Source organism: Enterobacter sp. K16B (genome assembly GCF_020216105.1).
In the GTDB taxonomy this organism is placed as follows: Bacteria; Pseudomonadota; Gammaproteobacteria; order Enterobacterales; family Enterobacteriaceae; genus Enterobacter; species Enterobacter sichuanensis.
Map to the genome: position 1 here is coordinate 1 of NZ_JAIWJZ010000057.1, position 15,673 is coordinate 15,673.

The 15,673-nt window shown below is 55.2% G+C and carries 16 protein-coding genes; 13 read left to right on the forward strand and 3 right to left on the reverse strand.

The window, feature by feature from the left end; all coding sequences use genetic code 11:
- The 10 genes from LDK53_RS12155 to pdeR form a co-directional block, all read left to right on the forward strand.
- A partial coding sequence (locus LDK53_RS12155) for a helix-turn-helix domain-containing protein (RefSeq protein WP_318527752.1) occupies positions 1–148 on the forward strand: 148 nt, incomplete at its 5' end.
- Positions 149–236: 88 nt separating this feature from the next.
- Positions 237–1,877, forward strand: a complete 1,641-nt coding sequence (sapA, locus tag LDK53_RS12160; RefSeq protein ID WP_225287303.1) for an ABC transporter substrate-binding protein SapA — start codon at positions 237–239, stop codon at positions 1,875–1,877.
- Positions 1,874–2,839 carry a putrescine export ABC transporter permease SapB gene (sapB, locus tag LDK53_RS12165; RefSeq protein ID WP_045285954.1) on the forward strand — a complete coding sequence of 322 codons (966 nt, stop codon included), beginning with the start codon at positions 1,874–1,876 and terminating at the stop codon, positions 2,837–2,839. Before sapA ends, sapB begins: the two co-directional genes overlap by 4 nt.
- On the forward strand, positions 2,826–3,716 hold the full coding sequence (gene sapC / locus LDK53_RS12170; protein ID WP_047958815.1) for a putrescine export ABC transporter permease SapC: 891 nt from the start codon (positions 2,826–2,828) through the stop codon (positions 3,714–3,716). Before sapB ends, sapC begins: the two co-directional genes overlap by 14 nt.
- Positions 3,716–4,708, forward strand: a complete 993-nt coding sequence (sapD, locus tag LDK53_RS12175) for a putrescine export ABC transporter ATP-binding protein SapD (protein WP_025756605.1) — start codon at positions 3,716–3,718, stop codon at positions 4,706–4,708. The genes sapC and sapD overlap by 1 nt, the downstream gene beginning before the upstream one ends.
- A 1-nt stretch (position 4,709) precedes the next feature.
- Positions 4,710–5,516, forward strand: a complete 807-nt coding sequence (sapF, locus tag LDK53_RS12180; protein ID WP_025756604.1) for a peptide ABC transporter ATP-binding protein SapF — start codon at positions 4,710–4,712, stop codon at positions 5,514–5,516.
- A 124-nt stretch (positions 5,517–5,640) separates the two neighbouring features.
- Positions 5,641–6,429: an enoyl-ACP reductase FabI gene (gene fabI, locus LDK53_RS12185; protein ID WP_025756597.1), complete on the forward strand. Its 789-nt coding sequence runs from the start codon at positions 5,641–5,643 to the stop codon at positions 6,427–6,429.
- 152 nt (positions 6,430–6,581) lie between these two features.
- Positions 6,582–7,568 carry a CMD domain-containing protein gene (locus LDK53_RS12190; RefSeq protein ID WP_225287304.1) on the forward strand — a complete coding sequence of 329 codons (987 nt, stop codon included), beginning with the start codon at positions 6,582–6,584 and terminating at the stop codon, positions 7,566–7,568.
- An 88-nt stretch (positions 7,569–7,656) separates the two neighbouring features.
- Entirely contained in the window at positions 7,657–9,591 is a 1,935-nt protein-coding gene (locus tag LDK53_RS12195; protein ID WP_225287305.1) for an exoribonuclease II, read from the forward strand.
- 323 nt (positions 9,592–9,914) lie between these two features.
- A complete protein-coding gene (gene pdeR, locus LDK53_RS12200) occupies positions 9,915–11,906 on the forward strand; it encodes a cyclic di-GMP phosphodiesterase (RefSeq protein WP_025756594.1) in 1,992 nt (663 codons plus the stop codon).
- Here the strand turns inward: pdeR and LDK53_RS12205 are convergent.
- Positions 11,903–12,772 (reverse strand): crotonase/enoyl-CoA hydratase family protein, encoded by an 870-nt coding sequence (locus tag LDK53_RS12205; RefSeq protein WP_095451179.1) that lies wholly within the window; start codon positions 12,770–12,772, stop codon positions 11,903–11,905. The two genes, pdeR and LDK53_RS12205, sit on opposite strands and share 4 nt — an antisense overlap.
- Positions 12,773–12,965: 193 nt before the next feature.
- On the opposite strand from LDK53_RS12205, the gene LDK53_RS12210 reads away from it, so the two are divergent.
- From LDK53_RS12210 to osmB, 3 genes are all read left to right on the forward strand, one after another.
- The gene (locus LDK53_RS12210; protein ID WP_045285947.1) at positions 12,966–13,148 is read left to right on the forward strand and encodes a hypothetical protein; all 183 of its coding nucleotides are present in this window, start codon (positions 12,966–12,968) and stop codon (positions 13,146–13,148) included.
- A gap of 43 nt (positions 13,149–13,191) precedes the next feature.
- Positions 13,192–13,944 carry a DNA-binding transcriptional regulator YciT gene (locus LDK53_RS12215; protein ID WP_225287306.1) on the forward strand — a complete coding sequence of 251 codons (753 nt, stop codon included), beginning with the start codon at positions 13,192–13,194 and terminating at the stop codon, positions 13,942–13,944.
- Positions 13,945–14,207: 263 nt separating this feature from the next.
- Positions 14,208–14,426, forward strand: a complete 219-nt coding sequence (gene osmB / locus LDK53_RS12220; protein ID WP_008501216.1) for an osmotically-inducible lipoprotein OsmB — start codon at positions 14,208–14,210, stop codon at positions 14,424–14,426.
- 105 nt (positions 14,427–14,531) lie between these two features.
- On the opposite strand, the gene yciH is transcribed toward osmB, so the two are convergent.
- Together yciH and pyrF are read right to left on the reverse strand one after the other, a co-directional pair.
- On the reverse strand, positions 14,532–14,858 hold the full coding sequence (yciH, locus tag LDK53_RS12225; RefSeq protein WP_025756590.1) for a stress response translation initiation inhibitor YciH: 327 nt from the start codon (positions 14,856–14,858) through the stop codon (positions 14,532–14,534).
- On the reverse strand, positions 14,858–15,595 hold the full coding sequence (gene pyrF / locus LDK53_RS12230; RefSeq protein ID WP_225287307.1) for an orotidine-5'-phosphate decarboxylase: 738 nt from the start codon (positions 15,593–15,595) through the stop codon (positions 14,858–14,860). Before pyrF ends, yciH begins: the two co-directional genes overlap by 1 nt.
- Positions 15,596–15,673 lie beyond the last annotated feature (78 nt).

Consider the following 15,673-nt stretch of genomic DNA (forward strand, 5'->3'; position numbering starts at 1 on the left):
TTTACGTCAGTTCCAGCACGACCAGGAGCAACAGCTGCTGGAACAAAGCCTGAAGGCAGCAAAATATAACCAGAAACGGGCGGCTGAACTGCTGGGCCTGACCTACCATCAATTAAGGGCATTGCTCAAAAAGCATCAAATGCGCTGACAATATCAGCACTTACCCGCAGACATTTTTACGAAGCAGGCGTAAGTGCGATACACTTTGCAGATCGAACCTAAAAACCTTAAAAATTATGCGTCTGGTTTTATCGTCCTTTTTTGCACTCGGTCTGTTCAGCAGCCTGGCCTTTGCTGCGCCCGGGCAAACGCCGCAGCCTGACATTCGAGACAGCGGCTTCGTCTATTGCGTCAGCGGCCAGGTGGACACCTTCAACCCGCAAAAAGCGGGCAGCGGCCTGATTGTCGATACCCTCGCCGCCCAGCTTTACGATCGGCTGCTTGATGACGATCCTTACACCTACCGTCTGGTCCCCGAGCTGGCGGAGAGCTGGGAAGTACTGGATAACGGCGCAACCTACCGTTTTCATCTTCGTGATGATGTGGCGTTTCAGCGCACGCCGTGGTTTACCCCCACGCGCAAGCTGAACGCGGACGATGTGGTCTTTACGTTCCAGCGTATCTTTAACCGCAATCACCCGTGGCATAACGTCAACGGCAGCAACTTCCCCTATTTCGACAGCCTGCAGTTTGCCGACACCGTTAAGAGCGTGCGCAAGCTGGATAACCGGACAGTTGAATTTACGCTGACCCGACCGGATGCCTCTTTCCTCTGGCACCTGGCGACTCACTATGCGTCCGTTATGTCGGCCGAATACGCGGCGAAGCTGACGAAAAAAGATCGGCAGGAGCTGCTCGATCGCCAGCCGGTCGGCACCGGTCCGTTCCAGCTGGCCGAATACCGCGCCGGGCAATACATTCGTCTGCAGCGCCACGAACATTTCTGGCGCGGCACGCCGCTGATGCCGCAGGTGGTGGTCGATCTGGGTTCCGGCGGGACGGGGCGTCTGTCAAAACTGCTCACCGGGGAGTGTGACGTGCTCGCCTGGCCTGCTGCCAGCCAACTCACCATTTTGCGCGACGACCCGCGCCTGCGTCTGACGTTACGTCCCGGCATGAATATCGCTTATCTGGCCTTTAACACCGATAAGCCGCCGCTGAATAACCCTGCCGTTCGTCATGCGCTGGCGCTGGCAATCAACAACCAGCGCCTGATGCAGTCGATCTACTACGGCACCGCGGAAACCGCCGCCTCAATTTTACCGCGCGCCTCGTGGGCCTACGACGGTGAGGCTAAAATTACGGAATACAATCCGGCAAAAGCGCGCGAACAGCTGAAGGCGCTGGGCGCGGAAAACCTCACGCTGCAACTTTGGGTACCCACCAGTTCCCAGGCGTGGAACCCGAGCCCGCTCAAGACCGCCGAGCTGCTGCAGGCGGATATGGCGCAGGTCGGCGTGAAGGTGATCATCGTACCGGTAGAGGGCCGTTTCCAGGAGGCGCGCCTGATGGATATGAATCATGATTTAACCCTGACCGGCTGGGCCACCGACAGTAACGATCCGGACAGTTTCTTCCGTCCGTTGCTAAGCTGTGCGGCGATAAACTCGCAGACCAACTACGCCCACTGGTGTCACCGTGAGTTTGACGCCGTGCTGCAAAAAGCGCTGGCTTCCCAACAGCTGGCTTCCCGCATCGACGCCTATGATGAAGCGCAGAAGATCCTCGCTCAGGAGCTGCCGGTGTTGCCGCTGGCCTCCTCCCTGCGTCTGCAGGCCTATCGTTATGATATTAAAGGCCTGGTGCTGAGTCCTTTCGGCAACGCCTCGTTCGCCGGTGTGTCGCGTGAAAAAGAACAAGAGGTGAAAAAACCATGATTATTTTTACCTTACGTCGGCTTCTGTTGCTGCTGGTGACGCTCTTTTTCCTGAACTTTGTCGGCTTCAGCCTGAGCTATTTCACGCCGCATGCCCCACTCCAGGGCTCTTCCCTGTGGGATGCCTGGCTCTTCTGGTTTAACGGGCTGCTGCACTGGGATTTTGGCGTGTCCAGCATTAACGGACAGCTGATTTCCGAGCAGTTAAAAGAGGTCTTCCCGGCCACGATGGAATTGTGCATTCTGGCTTTCGGTTTTGCCCTGATGGTTGGCATTCCCGTGGGGATGTTAGCCGGCATTTATCGCAACAAATGGCAGGATAAGTTTATCAGTGCGCTGGCCCTGCTCGGCTTCTCCATCCCGGTCTTTTGGCTGGCGCTGCTGCTGACGCTTTTCTTCTCGCTGACAATGGGCTGGTTGCCGGTCTCAGGCCGTTTTGACCTGCTTTACACGGTGAAAACGGTGACGGGCTTTGCGATTGTTGACGCATGGCTCTCCGATTCCGTGTGGCGCGATGAGATGATCGTTAGCGCCCTGCGCCATATGGTACTGCCGGTGCTGACCCTGGCGGTGGCACCGACGACCGAAGTGATCCGCCTGATGCGTCTCAGTACCATCGAAGTGTTTGACCAGAACTATGTCAAAGCCGCCGCGACGCGCGGGTTGTCGCGCCTGACCATCCTGCGTCGCAACGTCCTGCATAACGCCCTGCCGCCGGTAATTCCACGTCTGGGATTACAGTTTTCTACCATGCTCACGCTGGCCATGATCACCGAGATGGTCTTTAGCTGGCCCGGGCTGGGACGGTGGCTGATTAACGCCATCCGCCAGCAGGACTACGCGGCGATTTCGGCAGGGGTGATGGTGATTGGTTCGCTGGTGATCATTGTGAACGTGTTGTCCGATATTCTGGGTGCCATGGCCAACCCATTGAAGCATAAGGAATGGTATGCCTTACGATAGCGTATACAGTGAAAAGCGCACACCCGGTGTGCTGCGTACCGTGTGGCGTAAATTCTACGGCGACACCACGGCCATGATCGGCCTTTATGGCTGCGCCGGTCTGGTAGTGCTTTGCATATTTGGTTCGTGGTTTGCGCCTTATGGTATCGATCAGCAGTTCCTTGGCTATCAGCTGCTGCCGCCTTCCTGGTCGCGCTACGGTGAAGTCTCCTTCTTCCTGGGAACGGACGATCTCGGACGTGACGTGCTAAGCCGCCTGCTGAGCGGTGCTGCCCCTACCGTGGGCGGGGCGTTTGTGGTGACGTTTGCGGCAACGATCTGTGGGCTGGCGCTGGGTATTTTTGCGGGCTCCACCCATGGTCTGCGTTCGGCAGTGCTTAACCACATTCTCGATACGCTGCTCTCCATTCCCTCACTCCTGCTGGCGATCATTGTGGTTGCCTTTGCCGGTCCGCACCTGTCGCATGCCATGTTCGCTGTCTGGCTGGCTATTCTGCCCCGCATCGTGCGCTCGGTTTACAGCATGGTGCATGATGAGCTGGAGAAAGAGTATGTCGTCGCAGCCCGTCTGGACGGCGCAACGACCTTCAATATTCTGTGGTTTGCCGTTTTGCCTAACATTGCCGCCGGGCTGGTCACCGAGATCACCCGCGCCCTGTCGATGGCGATTCTGGACATCGCTGCGCTTGGCTTCCTCGACCTCGGCGCGCAGTTGCCGTCTCCTGAATGGGGCGCGATGCTCGGTGACGCGCTGGAATTAATCTACGTTGCGCCGTGGACGGTGATGCTGCCGGGTGCGGCCATTATGGTGAGCGTGCTGCTGATCAACCTGCTGGGCGACGGTATTCGCCGTGCAATTAACGCGGGGGTGCAATAATGCCGCTTCTTGATATTCGCAACCTCACCATCGAATTCAAAACCGGTGAAGGCTGGGTTAAAGCCGTCGATCGCATCAGCATCACCCTTGCTGAGGGTGAGATTCGCGGGCTGGTGGGGGAATCTGGCTCGGGGAAAAGCCTGATTGCCAAGGCCATTTGCGGCGTGGCAAAAGATAACTGGCGCGTGACCGCAGACCGTATGCGCTTTGATGATATCGACCTGCTGCGCCTCTCCCCGCGCGAGCGGCGTAAGCTGGTCGGGCATAACGTCTCGATGATTTTCCAGGAGCCGCAGTCCTGTCTCGACCCGTCGGAACGCGTGGGCAAACAGCTGATGCAGAACATTCCCGGCTGGACCTATAAAGGCCGCTGGTGGCAGCGCATTGGCTGGCGCAAGCGTCGCGCCATCGAGCTCCTGCACCGCGTCGGCATCAAAGATCATAAAGACGCAATGCGCAGCTTCCCCTATGAGCTGACCGACGGTGAATGTCAGAAAGTGATGATTGCCATCGCGCTGGCCAACCAGCCGCGCCTGTTGATTGCGGATGAACCCACAAACGCGATGGAGCCCACAACGCAAGCGCAAATTTTCCGCCTGCTGTCGCGCCTCAACCAGAATAACAACACCACCATTTTGCTGATAAGCCATGACCTGCAAATGCTCAGCAAATGGGCGGATAAAATTGATGTGATGTACTGCGGGCAAACGGTCGAAACTGCACCGAGTGAAGATTTGATCACCGCGCCGCACCATCCGTATACCCAGGCGCTTATCCGCGCCATTCCGGATTTTGGCAGCGCCATGCCGCACAAGAGCCGCCTGAATACCCTGCCAGGGGCGATTCCGCTGCTGGAATCGTTGCCGATAGGCTGCCGTCTGGGGCCGCGCTGTCCCTACGCGCAGCGCAAGTGCATTGAAACGCCGCGTCTGACGGGGGCTAAAAACCATCTTTATGCCTGTCATTTCCCGCTGAACATGGAGAGAGAGTGAAATGGTCGAAACCTTGCTGGAAGTCCGCAACCTGAGTAAGACCTTTCGCTATCGTACGGGGCTGTTTCATCGTCAGACGGTCGAAGCGGTAAAACCCCTGAGCTTTACCCTGCGTGAAAAACAGACCCTGGCGATCATCGGTGAGAACGGTTCCGGCAAATCCACGCTGGCAAAAATGCTGGCGGGAATGGTCGAACCGACCGACGGTGAAGTGCTGATTGACGATCATCCGCTGGCGTTCGGCGATTACTCTTTCCGCAGCCAGCGCATTCGCATGATTTTCCAGGATCCGTCGACCTCGCTCAATCCACGCCAGCGCATTTCGCAGATCCTCGATTTTCCGCTGCGTCTGAACACTGACCTGGAGCCGGAAGCGCGCCGCAAGCGCATCGTTGAAACCCTGCGTATGGTTGGGCTGTTACCGGATCACGAAAGTTACTATCCCCATATGCTGGCTCCCGGCCAGAAACAGCGTCTGGGTCTGGCGCGTGCGCTGATTTTGCGACCGAAAGTGATCATTGCCGACGAAGCGCTTGCCTCGCTGGATATGTCGATGCGCTCGCAGTTGATTAACCTGATGCTGGAATTGCAGGAAAAACAGGGTATCTCTTATATCTACGTGACCCAGCATCTGGGGATGATGAAACACATCAGCGATCAGGTGCTGGTCATGCACCAGGGGGAAGTTGTTGAGCGCGGCAGTACGGCGGATGTGATGGCCTCCCCGCTCCATGAACTGACAAAACGCCTGATTGCCGGTCATTTCGGTGAAGCATTGACGGCTGATGCGTGGCGAAAAGACCGATAAGCGCGCATTGAAAGAGTGGTCGGATTAACTAAGCACGCGACACGTGATATTATCGCCGCGTTTTAACGACGATTGTCCCGATATGATGACAATCGGCACAACAATGAATATAAGGATTAAAGCTATGGGTTTTCTTTCCGGTAAGCGCATTCTGGTAACTGGCGTTGCCAGCAAACTGTCCATCGCATACGGCATCGCACAGGCAATGCATCGCGAAGGCGCTGAGCTGGCGTTCACCTACCAGAACGACAAGCTGAAAGGCCGTGTTGAAGAGTTTGCCGCGCAGCTGGGTTCCAGCATTGTGCTGGAATGTGACGTTGCACAAGACGAGAGCATCGATGGCATGTTTGCAGAACTGGCAAAATCATGGCCGAAATTCGACGGTTTCGTTCACTCCATCGGCTTCGCACCAGGCGACCAGCTGGACGGTGACTACGTGAATGCGGTAACCCGCGATGGCTTCAAAATCGCACACGACATCAGCTCCTACAGCTTCGTGGCGATGGCAAAATCCTGCCGCGCGATGCTGAACCCGGGCGCAGCCCTGCTGACCCTGTCTTACCTGGGCGCAGAACGCGCTATCCCTAACTACAACGTAATGGGTCTGGCTAAAGCGTCTCTGGAAGCCAACGTACGCTACATGGCGAACGCAATGGGCCCTGAAGGCGTGCGCGTTAACGCCATCTCTGCAGGTCCAATCCGCACCCTGGCAGCGTCCGGCATCAAAGATTTCCGTAAAATGCTGGCACACTGCGAAGCGGTTACCCCAATTCGTCGTACTGTTACCATTGAAGATGTGGGTAACTCTGCAGCATTCCTGTGCTCTGACCTTTCCGCGGGTATCTCCGGCGAAGTGGTTCACGTTGACGGCGGCTTCAACATCGCTGCAATGAACGAGCTGGAAATTAAATAAGCTGTGACTCTCTTCCCGCCCGGGAAGAGAGTTTTCCCCCGCCCCCTCCCTTCGTTATTCCGTTCTGCTATTTGTTATCACCTAACAATATTTTTCCCTTTATCAGCCTTACGCCAGGATATTGATCGCCATTTTGAGATCAAGGAACGCACATGGAACAACGCCGTTTTTCCGGCAAAGGCCACTGGTACCACGAAACCCAGTCAAACCACGCGCAGACGGATGTTCTGCCCCTGGTGCCCGAAGCCGCTAACGTCGACGATCGTTTTTTGCTCGATTTAGCCTTGCCTGATGAAATTGTCGCCGCCTGTTCTGGCTGGCTTACCCCTGCCAGAGCCTTATGTCATCTGCTGTTTCCGCTCTCGATTCCCGTGAACCGCCTGCACACGCTCAGCGCCTACGACAGGCTCAGCACCGCGCTGACGGTCGCGCAGGCCTGTGGCGTTCAGCGGCTTTGTAACCACTACGCCGCCCTCCTTGCCCCGCTTCCCGGCCCGGACTCCTCTCGCGAAAGCAACCGACGCCTGGCGCAAATCACGCAGTATGCCCGCCAGCTCGCCAGCTCCCCTGATGTCATTGATGATAAAGCGCAAAACCAGCTGGATGAGGTGGGCCTGTCCATATATGACATTGTGGTGATTAACCAGATTATCGGCTTTATCGGTTTTCAGGCGCGCGTAGTCGCGGTGTTTCAGGCGCTGTTGGGACACCCTGTTCGCTGGTTGCCGGGGCATCATATTCAGCCGCACACCCTGCCCGCGATCCACAGCGCGTGGGTGCCGCTGTTACCGGTCGTCGAACTGCGCTATGCGAGTGCGCATCAGCTTGAGTCGTTGTCCCGCTGGCAGGCAGAGCCCGCGCTTGAAGCGCTGACGCCGGTCCTTTGCCATGAGCCGTCGTTGCTCGACCTGACGGGAGAAATCCTGATACACAGCCGGGAAACGATTGCCCTGACCTCTCCTGCGCTCTCTGCTGCGGTTGAGTTGCTGACACGTTCACCGGACCGCTTCAGTGCCGCACAGTTTACCCCGCTCACGGATCAAGGACTTTCAGCCGAACACGCCATCGCGCTGCTGACTCAAAGTGCGTTTAAGGGCTGGCTTACGCGTCTGAAAGTCGCGTTGGGTAAAGAGGAATAACCATACTAATTACCCAAAGACCGCTTGCTGAGACAGTGAGAATCGCGTAAAACTGTCAGCCGCTCAATGGCTACGAAAATAGAACATTATGTTTCAGGACAACCCGCTGCTAGCGCAGCTTAAACAGCAACTGCATTCCCAGACGCCGCGTGCAGAAGGGGTCGTAAAAGCCACGGAAAAGGGCTTTGGCTTCCTTGAAGTTGACGCGCAGAAAAGCTACTTCATTCCGCCTCCGCAGATGAAGAAAGTGATGCATGGCGATCGCGTCATGGCCGTCATTCATACCGAGAAGGAACGTGAGTCCGCCGAGCCGGAAGAATTGATTGAACCGTTCCTGACCCGTTTTGTGGGCAAGGTGCAGAGAAAAGACGATCGTCTCTCTGTCGTACCGGATCATCCCCTGCTGAAAGATGCCATTCCGTGCCGTGCTGCCCGTGGTGTTGAGCATGATTTTAAAGACGGTGACTGGGCCGTGGCCGAAATGCGCCGTCATCCGCTGAAAGGCGATCGCGGTTTCTATGCCGAGTTAACCCAGTTCATCACCTTTGGCGCTGACCATTTCGTGCCATGGTGGGTCACCCTCGCGCGCCACAATCTTGAAAAAGAAGCGCCAAATGGCGTGGCGACCGAGATGCAGGACGAAGGTTTGACGCGTCGCGATCTCACCGCCCTGACGTTTGTCACCATCGACAGCGCCAGCACAGAAGATATGGATGACGCGCTCTACGCTGAAGAGAGCGATGACGGCAAACTGCATTTGACGGTTGCTATTGCCGATCCAACAGCCTGGATTGCCGAAGGCAGCAAGCTGGATGACGCGGCGAAGATCCGTGCCTTTACCAACTACCTGCCAGGCTTCAATATTCCGATGCTGCCGCGCGAATTGTCAGACGATCTCTGCTCGCTGCGTCCGGATGAAGTGCGTCCGGTCCTTGCCTGCCGCATGACCATCGCAGCGGATGGTACCATTGAAGACGATATTGAGTTCTTTGCCGCCACCATCGAATCGAAAGCCAAGCTGGTCTACGATAACGTCTCCGACTGGCTTGAAAATACGGGCACCTGGAAACCGGAATCCGACGCGATTGCCGCGCAGATCCGTCTGCTGCATCGTATCTGCCTGAACCGCAGCGAGTGGCGTCAAACCCATGCGCTGGTGTTCAAAGATCGCCCGGATTATCGCTTTGTGCTGGGTGAAAAAGGTGAAGTGCTGGATATCGTGGCTGAGCCGCGTCGCATTGCCAACCGTATCGTAGAAGAAGCGATGATTGCCGCTAACATTTGCGCCGCACGCGTGCTGCGCGACAAACTGGGCTTTGGTATTTACAACGTCCATACCGGGTTTGACCCGGCGAATACCGAAGCGCTGGCGGCCCTGCTGAAAAATCACGATGTGCATGTGGATCCGGAAGAAGTACTTACGCTGCCGGGGTTCTGCAAGCTTCGTCGCGAGCTGGATGCACAGCCATCCGGTTTCCTGGACAGCCGTATTCGTCGCTTCCAGTCCTTCGCAGAAATCAGCACCGAGCCAGGCCCGCACTTTGGCCTCGGCCTGGAAGCGTACGCCACCTGGACATCGCCCATCCGTAAATACGGCGATATGGTGAACCACCGTCTGCTGAAAGCCATCATCAAAGGCGAAACGATTGCCCGTCCTCAGGAGGAGACCACGCTGCAGATGGCCGAACGTCGCCGCCTGAACCGCATGGCGGAGCGTGACGTGGGAGACTGGCTGTACGCGCGCTTCCTGCAGGATAAAGCCGGCACGGATACCCGTTTCGCGGCAGAGATCATTGATATCAGCCGCGGGGGTATGCGCGTACGTCTGGTCGATAACGGCGCGGTGGCCTTTATTCCTGCTCCGTTCCTGCACGCTGTCCGTGACGAAATGGTCTGCAGCCAGGAAAACGGAACGGTGCAAATTAAAGGTGAAACAGTTTACAAAGTCACCGACGTGATTGACGTAACTATCGCCGAAGTCCGCATGGAAACCCGCAGTATTATCGCACGCCCTGTCGCCTGATAAGCTGTTCAATTGTCGGTCATTTCCTCTCATGAGTGGCCGACAATCTCTCTTTTTACCCTCGCCACAAAATCATCACGTTTTCTCACAAATTCCCCTCTCCCTTCGCCCAAAATCGCCATAATTATCTACAGTAAAAAGGGGTTGTTATATTCGGTTACCTGAATTTTTATACGCTCGGTATTTTTTTCTGCCTGACTCGTTTTATTATAAGAAAACAGGGAAAAACAATAAGTTCACTTCGGTTTTGCCGCTGTTTCACAACGGAAAAGTCGACTGCAAATGAATAATTTGTGCGCTAATGAACAGCTGCGGGAGAAAACATGATGGACGAACTGGAGCAGAATTTGCTGTTTCGTTACATGGGGACGCACAGCCCCTGGTGGCGCCTGTCAGCTGACAGCAATGCTCTGCACCTGGCCACCAGCGAAAATGCCGACGTTACGCAGGTGGTAGCGCTGGATGACGAGCAGGCCGATCTCATCCGTCAGTTAACCGTGATTACCTCCAGTATTTCCATGTCGCTCTCCCTGTACGGGGAAGAGGTGCCGGTCCATCTTGTGGGGCGCAAAATCACCCGCAACGAGTGGGCAGGCACCGCGTCGGCCTGGAACGATACCCCTTCCGTGGCCCGCGATCTGGCTCAGGGACTCTCTTTTGCGGAACAGGTTGTTTCAGAGGCCAACTCCGTCATCGTTATTCTCGATCAGAACGGCAATATTCAGCGTTTTAACCGGCTGAGCGAAGAGTACACCGGTCTCAAAGAACACGAAGTAATTGGCCAGAACGTGTTTAAGCTGTTTATGAGCCGCAGCGAAGCGGCAGCCTCAAAGCGGAATATTACCGGTTTCTTTCGCAACGGCAGCTCCTACGAAGTGGAACGCTGGATCAAAACGCGTAAGGGGCAACGGTTGTTTCTGTTCAGAAACAAATTTGTTCATAGCGGCAGCGGTAAAAATGAAATTTTCCTCATCTGTTCCGGTACCGACATTACCGAGGAACGCCGCGCGCAGGAGCGGCTGCGCGTGCTGGCCAATACCGATACCATCACTGGTTTGCCAAACCGCAATGCCATTCACGAACTGATTTCTGACGCCATCGCCACCCGCGGCGATACGCAGGTTGGCGTGGTGTATCTCGATCTGGATAACTTTAAAAAGGTCAACGACGCCTACGGGCATATGTTTGGCGATCAGCTGTTACAGGCTGTCGCGCTCGCCATTTTGAGTTGCCTGGATGAGGGGCAGGTGCTGGCCCGGCTTGGCGGTGATGAGTTTATCGTCATGGCCACCCATACCTCTCAGGGGTCTCTGGAGGCGATGGCGTCCCGTATTTTGACTCGCCTGCGCCAGCCGTTCAGAATCGGTCTGATTGAGGTTTACACCGGTTGCTCGCTGGGGATTGCCCTCGCCCCGCAGCACGGTAACGACCGGGAAAGCGTCATTCGTAACGCCGATACCGCCATGTATACCGCGAAAGAGAACGGCCGCGGCAAGTTCTGCGTCTTCTCTCCCGAGATGAACCAGCGCGTGTTCGAGTATCTCTGGCTGGATACCAACCTGCGTAAAGCGCTGGATAACGATCAACTGCTGATCCACTACCAGCCTAAAATAACCTGGCGCGGAGAAATCAGAAGTCTGGAAGCGCTGGTCCGCTGGCAATCGCCGGAGCGCGGTCTGATCCCGCCGCTGGAGTTCATCTCTTATGCCGAGGAGTCGGGCCTGATCGTGCCGCTGGGCCGTTGGGTCATGCTGGATGTGGTTCGCCAGGTGGCGAAATGGCGCGACAAGGGGATAAACCTGCGCGTGGCCGTGAACGTCTCTGCGCGCCAGCTTGCCGACCAGACAATTTTTAGTGACCTGAAACAGGCGCTGAAGGATTTGAACTTTGAATACTGCCCTGTCGACGTTGAATTGACAGAAAGCTGTCTGATTGAGAACGAAGAGCTGGCGCTTTCGGTGATCCAGCAGTTCAGCCGGCTCGGGGCACAAATTCACCTCGACGATTTTGGTACCGGCTACTCGTCCCTTTCCCAGCTTGCCCGCTTCCCCATTGACGCCATAAAACTCGATCAGTCTTTTGTCAGAGACATTCATAAGCAGTCAATCTCCCAGTCTCTGGTGCGCGCCATCGTCGCGGTGGCGCAGGCGCTGAACCTGCAGGTGATTGCCGAAGGGGTGGAAAATGCGAAAGAAGACGCCTTTCTGACCAAGAACGGCGTCAACGAACGGCAGGGTTTTCTGTTTGCTAAGCCGATGCCCGCTGCCGCATTCGAGCGATGGCTAAAACGATATCAAGCGCGTAAACAACGTTAACTGGCTTTACGCAAACCCGCCGCGTGATGGCGGTTTTGCAGCATTACCAGACGCTCCATGTAGGCGATATCTTTGGGCTCCAGGCAGAACGCCGCGTCAACCCAGTCTTCCGTGATGTCCATCAGTTCACTGCGAGGCAACTGCAGAACACGCGCACGGGCGCGCAACATCGCCCTTACGCCATTCAGTTTTGGTGCCAGCGTATCGATGAAGGTTCTGGCAGAGACATAGCTTTGTCCGGGCTCAAACAGCACATCCACCAGCCCGTGCTGTTCGTACCATTCCGCCGTATGGGACTCTCCTTTGTAGATGAGTTCCTCCGCCAGCTTCATGCCTGACCGGCGTGCCACCAGGGAGTATCCGCCCATCCCCGGGAACAAATTAAAGGCGATTTCAGGGAAACCTAAACGGGCATCGCGCTGCGCCAGGACAAAATGGTGCGCCAGCGCGGCCTCAAAGCCACCACCTAATGCACTGCCTTCGACCATTGCCAGGCTGATGGCCCCAGTATCAAACCCCCGTGACGCGGCATGGACGCAATCAACGCAGGCGCGGGCATACGCCCGTAACGCTTCACGACGCCCGTTCTGCAGGCATTCGACGAAGAAATGTAAATCGCCGCCCACGTTATACATTTCAGGCACCAGCGAACCGGTAACCCAAAAATCAACCGTAAAGCCGGACTGGCGAACCAGCCATGAAAAATTCATGATCTCCTCGATTAACGCATGGTTAAAGCAAGGACGTGGCTGGGCTCGCAGCATCATCCAGACTGTGCGTCGTTCCGCCTCGTAATAGCCTGACAACTGGGTGAACCGTTCAGTATCGGTAAACAGTGTGCAGGTTGGCTGATTGATAACTGTCATAGTCTAATACCTCTTATAAAAAAGCGCCTTGCGCGCAGTTTTAGACTAATCCACTCACCCGGCCTGCTTTATGAGGGGGAATAAACTTATCACTTCCGTTTATGTGATTTCGTTATTGCATTTTTTCCCTTCTCTTTTGATCCTAATTTCTGCATCATTGAAAATATTAACTTTTCGCGCCTGGGGTGAGATTATGTCTACTATTGATGCACAAGCTGTAGCACAACGTATTGATACCGTGCTGGATATCCTGGTGGCGGGCGATTATCACTCTGCTATTCGTAATCTGGAGATCCTGAAGTCTGAACTTCTTGCTCAGAATGGCGCTGACGTTGTGCCCGAAAACAGCCAGCCCAAAGCGCCGTGGGAAGTTTAAACCCACCGTTTCCGACTTCGTTTCGCTTTATTAAATGGATGCTATGAATTCCCGACAACAACTCATTTTGCAGATGGTCATTGACCAGGGGCGCGTCAGCGTAGTCGATCTCGCCAAAACCACTGGCGTTTCTGAAGTCACCATCCGTCAGGATCTTAATCTGCTGGAAAAACAGAGCTACCTGCGTCGCGCGCACGGGTATGCTGTCCCGCTGGACAGTGATGATGTAGAGACGCGTATGATGAATAACTACGCGCTGAAACGTGAACTGGCGGAATTTGCCGCATCGTTAGTGAATAATGGCGAGACAGTCTTTATTGAAAACGGCAGCAGTAATGCCCTTCTGGCGCGCACGCTTGCCGATCAGAAGGACGTGACCATTATCACTGTCAGTAGTTATATCGCGCATTTGCTTAAAGAGACGCGCTGCGAGGTGATTCTGCTGGGCGGTATTTACCAGAAAAAAAGTGAAAGCATGGTCGGCCCGCTGACCCGGCAGTACGTCCAGCAGGTCCATTTCAGCAAGGCCTTTATCGGGATTGACGGCTGGCAACCGGAAACAGGCTTTACCGGCCGGGATATGATGCGCTCTGATGTCGTCAACGCCGTACTGGAAAAAGAGTGCGAAGCTATAGTGCTGACCGATAGCTCAAAATTTGGCGCCGTACATCCTTACACCATGGGACCCGTTTCACGCTTTAGCCGCGTTATTACTGACGATCGTTTAAGCGAGGAGCACCGGAATAAAATGGAAGATGATGGTCTCGTCGTCAATATAATCAAAACTACCGCCTGATTTCCCTCCGCGCCCGAATTTCGGGCGCGCATGTTGTTCTTTCTCTGAGAAGATTCTTAACCCTGCTTTAAGAGTTTTTACCTGTTTAACCTGACGTAAAGTCGTAAAATTACTGTTAGCGATATAACAGGAAGTGACTATCACCTGCGTGATGACGTAACACCTGCGCGACCAGCTTTCACGGAGAACGGTTTTAAGTATTCGATTCGTCTATACTTAACGTGTACATCTTTCCGTGAATCGATAATTCAGGAGAAAGTATTATGACCTTAACCAGCAAAAAATTAGCCGCCGCTGTTCTGGCAATCACTGTAGCAATGTCCCTGAGCGCATGCTCTAACTGGTCTAAACGTGACCGTAACACCGCGATTGGTGCCGGTGCTGGTGCTCTCGGTGGTGCAGTCTTAACAGATGGTAGTACGCTGGGTACATTAGGTGGCGCTGCTGTCGGTGGTATTATCGGTCACCAGGTTGGCAAATAATTATTCTATAAGCCTTCCCCGATATTGCGATATTTGAACGCATTTCAGGTCTGACTTATGCACGTATATAAAACGAGCCGCGGCAATTGCCGCGGCTTATTTATTTTAACCACCCGCCAGTTTGACTTTCATGCCTTTGGCTTCGAGCAAAGACTTTATTAGATCGCGCTTATCGCCCTGGATTTCAATAATGCCGTCTTTCACGGCACCGCCGCAGCCACATTTCTTTTTCAACTCGGCCGCCAGCGTTATCAGCCCGGCATCATCCAGGTCAATACCCGTGATAAGGCAAACCCCTTTACCTTTTCGCCCGCTGGTTTGACGCTGGATGCGAACGATGCCGTCCCCTTTTGGACGCTCCACTTTCGTTTTCGGTTCGTCTATGCGTCCGCTCTCGGTTGAGTAGACCAGACGACTGTTGGAATCGGTCATTATGCCCCCTTTTTCAACGATGCGTTGATGGCCTTCAGCGCCTCAGCCGGGTTTGCAGACTGAGTTACCGGACGTCCGATGACCATGTAGTCTACGCCTGCTGCCAGCGCCTGCTCAGGGGTCATAATACGGCGCTGATCGCCAATGTCGCTGCCTGCGGGACGGATCCCTGGAGTGACGAGTTTGAAATCCTGACCCAGTGCAGACTTGAAGCGTACAGCTTCCTGCGCCGAGCAGACGACGCCGTCAAGACCACACTGTTGCGTCAACCGCGCGAGACGCTCGGCCTGTTCCGCAGGTGACAACGTCACACCGAGATCGCGCAAATCACTTTCGTCCATACTGGTCAGCACAGTGACCGCAATCAGTAACGGCGCATCCTGGCCGAACGGCACGAGCGCTTCACGGGCGGCCGTCATCATTCTTGCCCCACCCGACGCATGAACGTTGACCATCCAGACGCCGAGCTCTGCGGCGGCGGCAACGGCATGCGCCGTGGTATTCGGGATATCGTGGAATTTGAGGTCAAGGAAAACGTCAAAGCCGCGCTGTTGCAAATCGCGAACAATTTGCGGTCCAAACAGCGTGAACATCTCTTTGCCAACTTTCAGGCGGCAATCGCGAGGGTCGATACCGTCGACAAACGCCAGCGCGGCGTCACGCTTATTGTAATCAAGCGCAACAACAACAGGAGAATCGGTAATTACGCGGGAAGTGGAGGATGTAACAGACGTCATGACCAGCCCTTTTCGTCTATGGGCGCGCAGCGGCGCGGAACAGATAAACGGCGAGCATTCTACCTGCCGGCGCTGCAA

Bases quoted from the DNA above. Each gene is read 5' to 3' on its own strand.
- sapF (WP_025756604.1), top strand. From the start codon at position 4,710: ATGGTCGAAACCTTGCTGGAAGTCCGCAACCTGAGTAAGACCTTTCGC.
- fabI (WP_025756597.1), top strand. From the start codon at position 5,641: ATGGGTTTTCTTTCCGGTAAGCGCATTCTGGTAACTGGCGTTGCCAGC.
- pyrF (WP_225287307.1), bottom strand. From the start codon at position 15,595: ATGACGTCTGTTACATCCTCCACTTCCCGCGTAATTACCGATTCTCCT.
- osmB (WP_008501216.1), top strand. From the start codon at position 14,208: ATGACCTTAACCAGCAAAAAATTAGCCGCCGCTGTTCTGGCAATCACT.
- sapD (WP_025756605.1), top strand. From the start codon at position 3,716: ATGCCGCTTCTTGATATTCGCAACCTCACCATCGAATTCAAAACCGGT.
- yciH (WP_025756590.1), bottom strand. From the start codon at position 14,858: ATGACCGATTCCAACAGTCGTCTGGTCTACTCAACCGAGAGCGGACGC.
- LDK53_RS12205 (WP_095451179.1), bottom strand. From the start codon at position 12,772: ATGACAGTTATCAATCAGCCAACCTGCACACTGTTTACCGATACTGAA.
- LDK53_RS12190 (WP_225287304.1), top strand. From the start codon at position 6,582: ATGGAACAACGCCGTTTTTCCGGCAAAGGCCACTGGTACCACGAAACC.
- pdeR (WP_025756594.1), top strand. From the start codon at position 9,915: ATGATGGACGAACTGGAGCAGAATTTGCTGTTTCGTTACATGGGGACG.
- LDK53_RS12215 (WP_225287306.1), top strand. From the start codon at position 13,192: ATGAATTCCCGACAACAACTCATTTTGCAGATGGTCATTGACCAGGGG.
- sapC (WP_047958815.1), top strand. From the start codon at position 2,826: ATGCCTTACGATAGCGTATACAGTGAAAAGCGCACACCCGGTGTGCTG.
- sapB (WP_045285954.1), top strand. From the start codon at position 1,874: ATGATTATTTTTACCTTACGTCGGCTTCTGTTGCTGCTGGTGACGCTC.
- LDK53_RS12210 (WP_045285947.1), top strand. From the start codon at position 12,966: ATGTCTACTATTGATGCACAAGCTGTAGCACAACGTATTGATACCGTG.
- sapA (WP_225287303.1), top strand. From the start codon at position 237: ATGCGTCTGGTTTTATCGTCCTTTTTTGCACTCGGTCTGTTCAGCAGC.
- LDK53_RS12195 (WP_225287305.1), top strand. From the start codon at position 7,657: ATGTTTCAGGACAACCCGCTGCTAGCGCAGCTTAAACAGCAACTGCAT.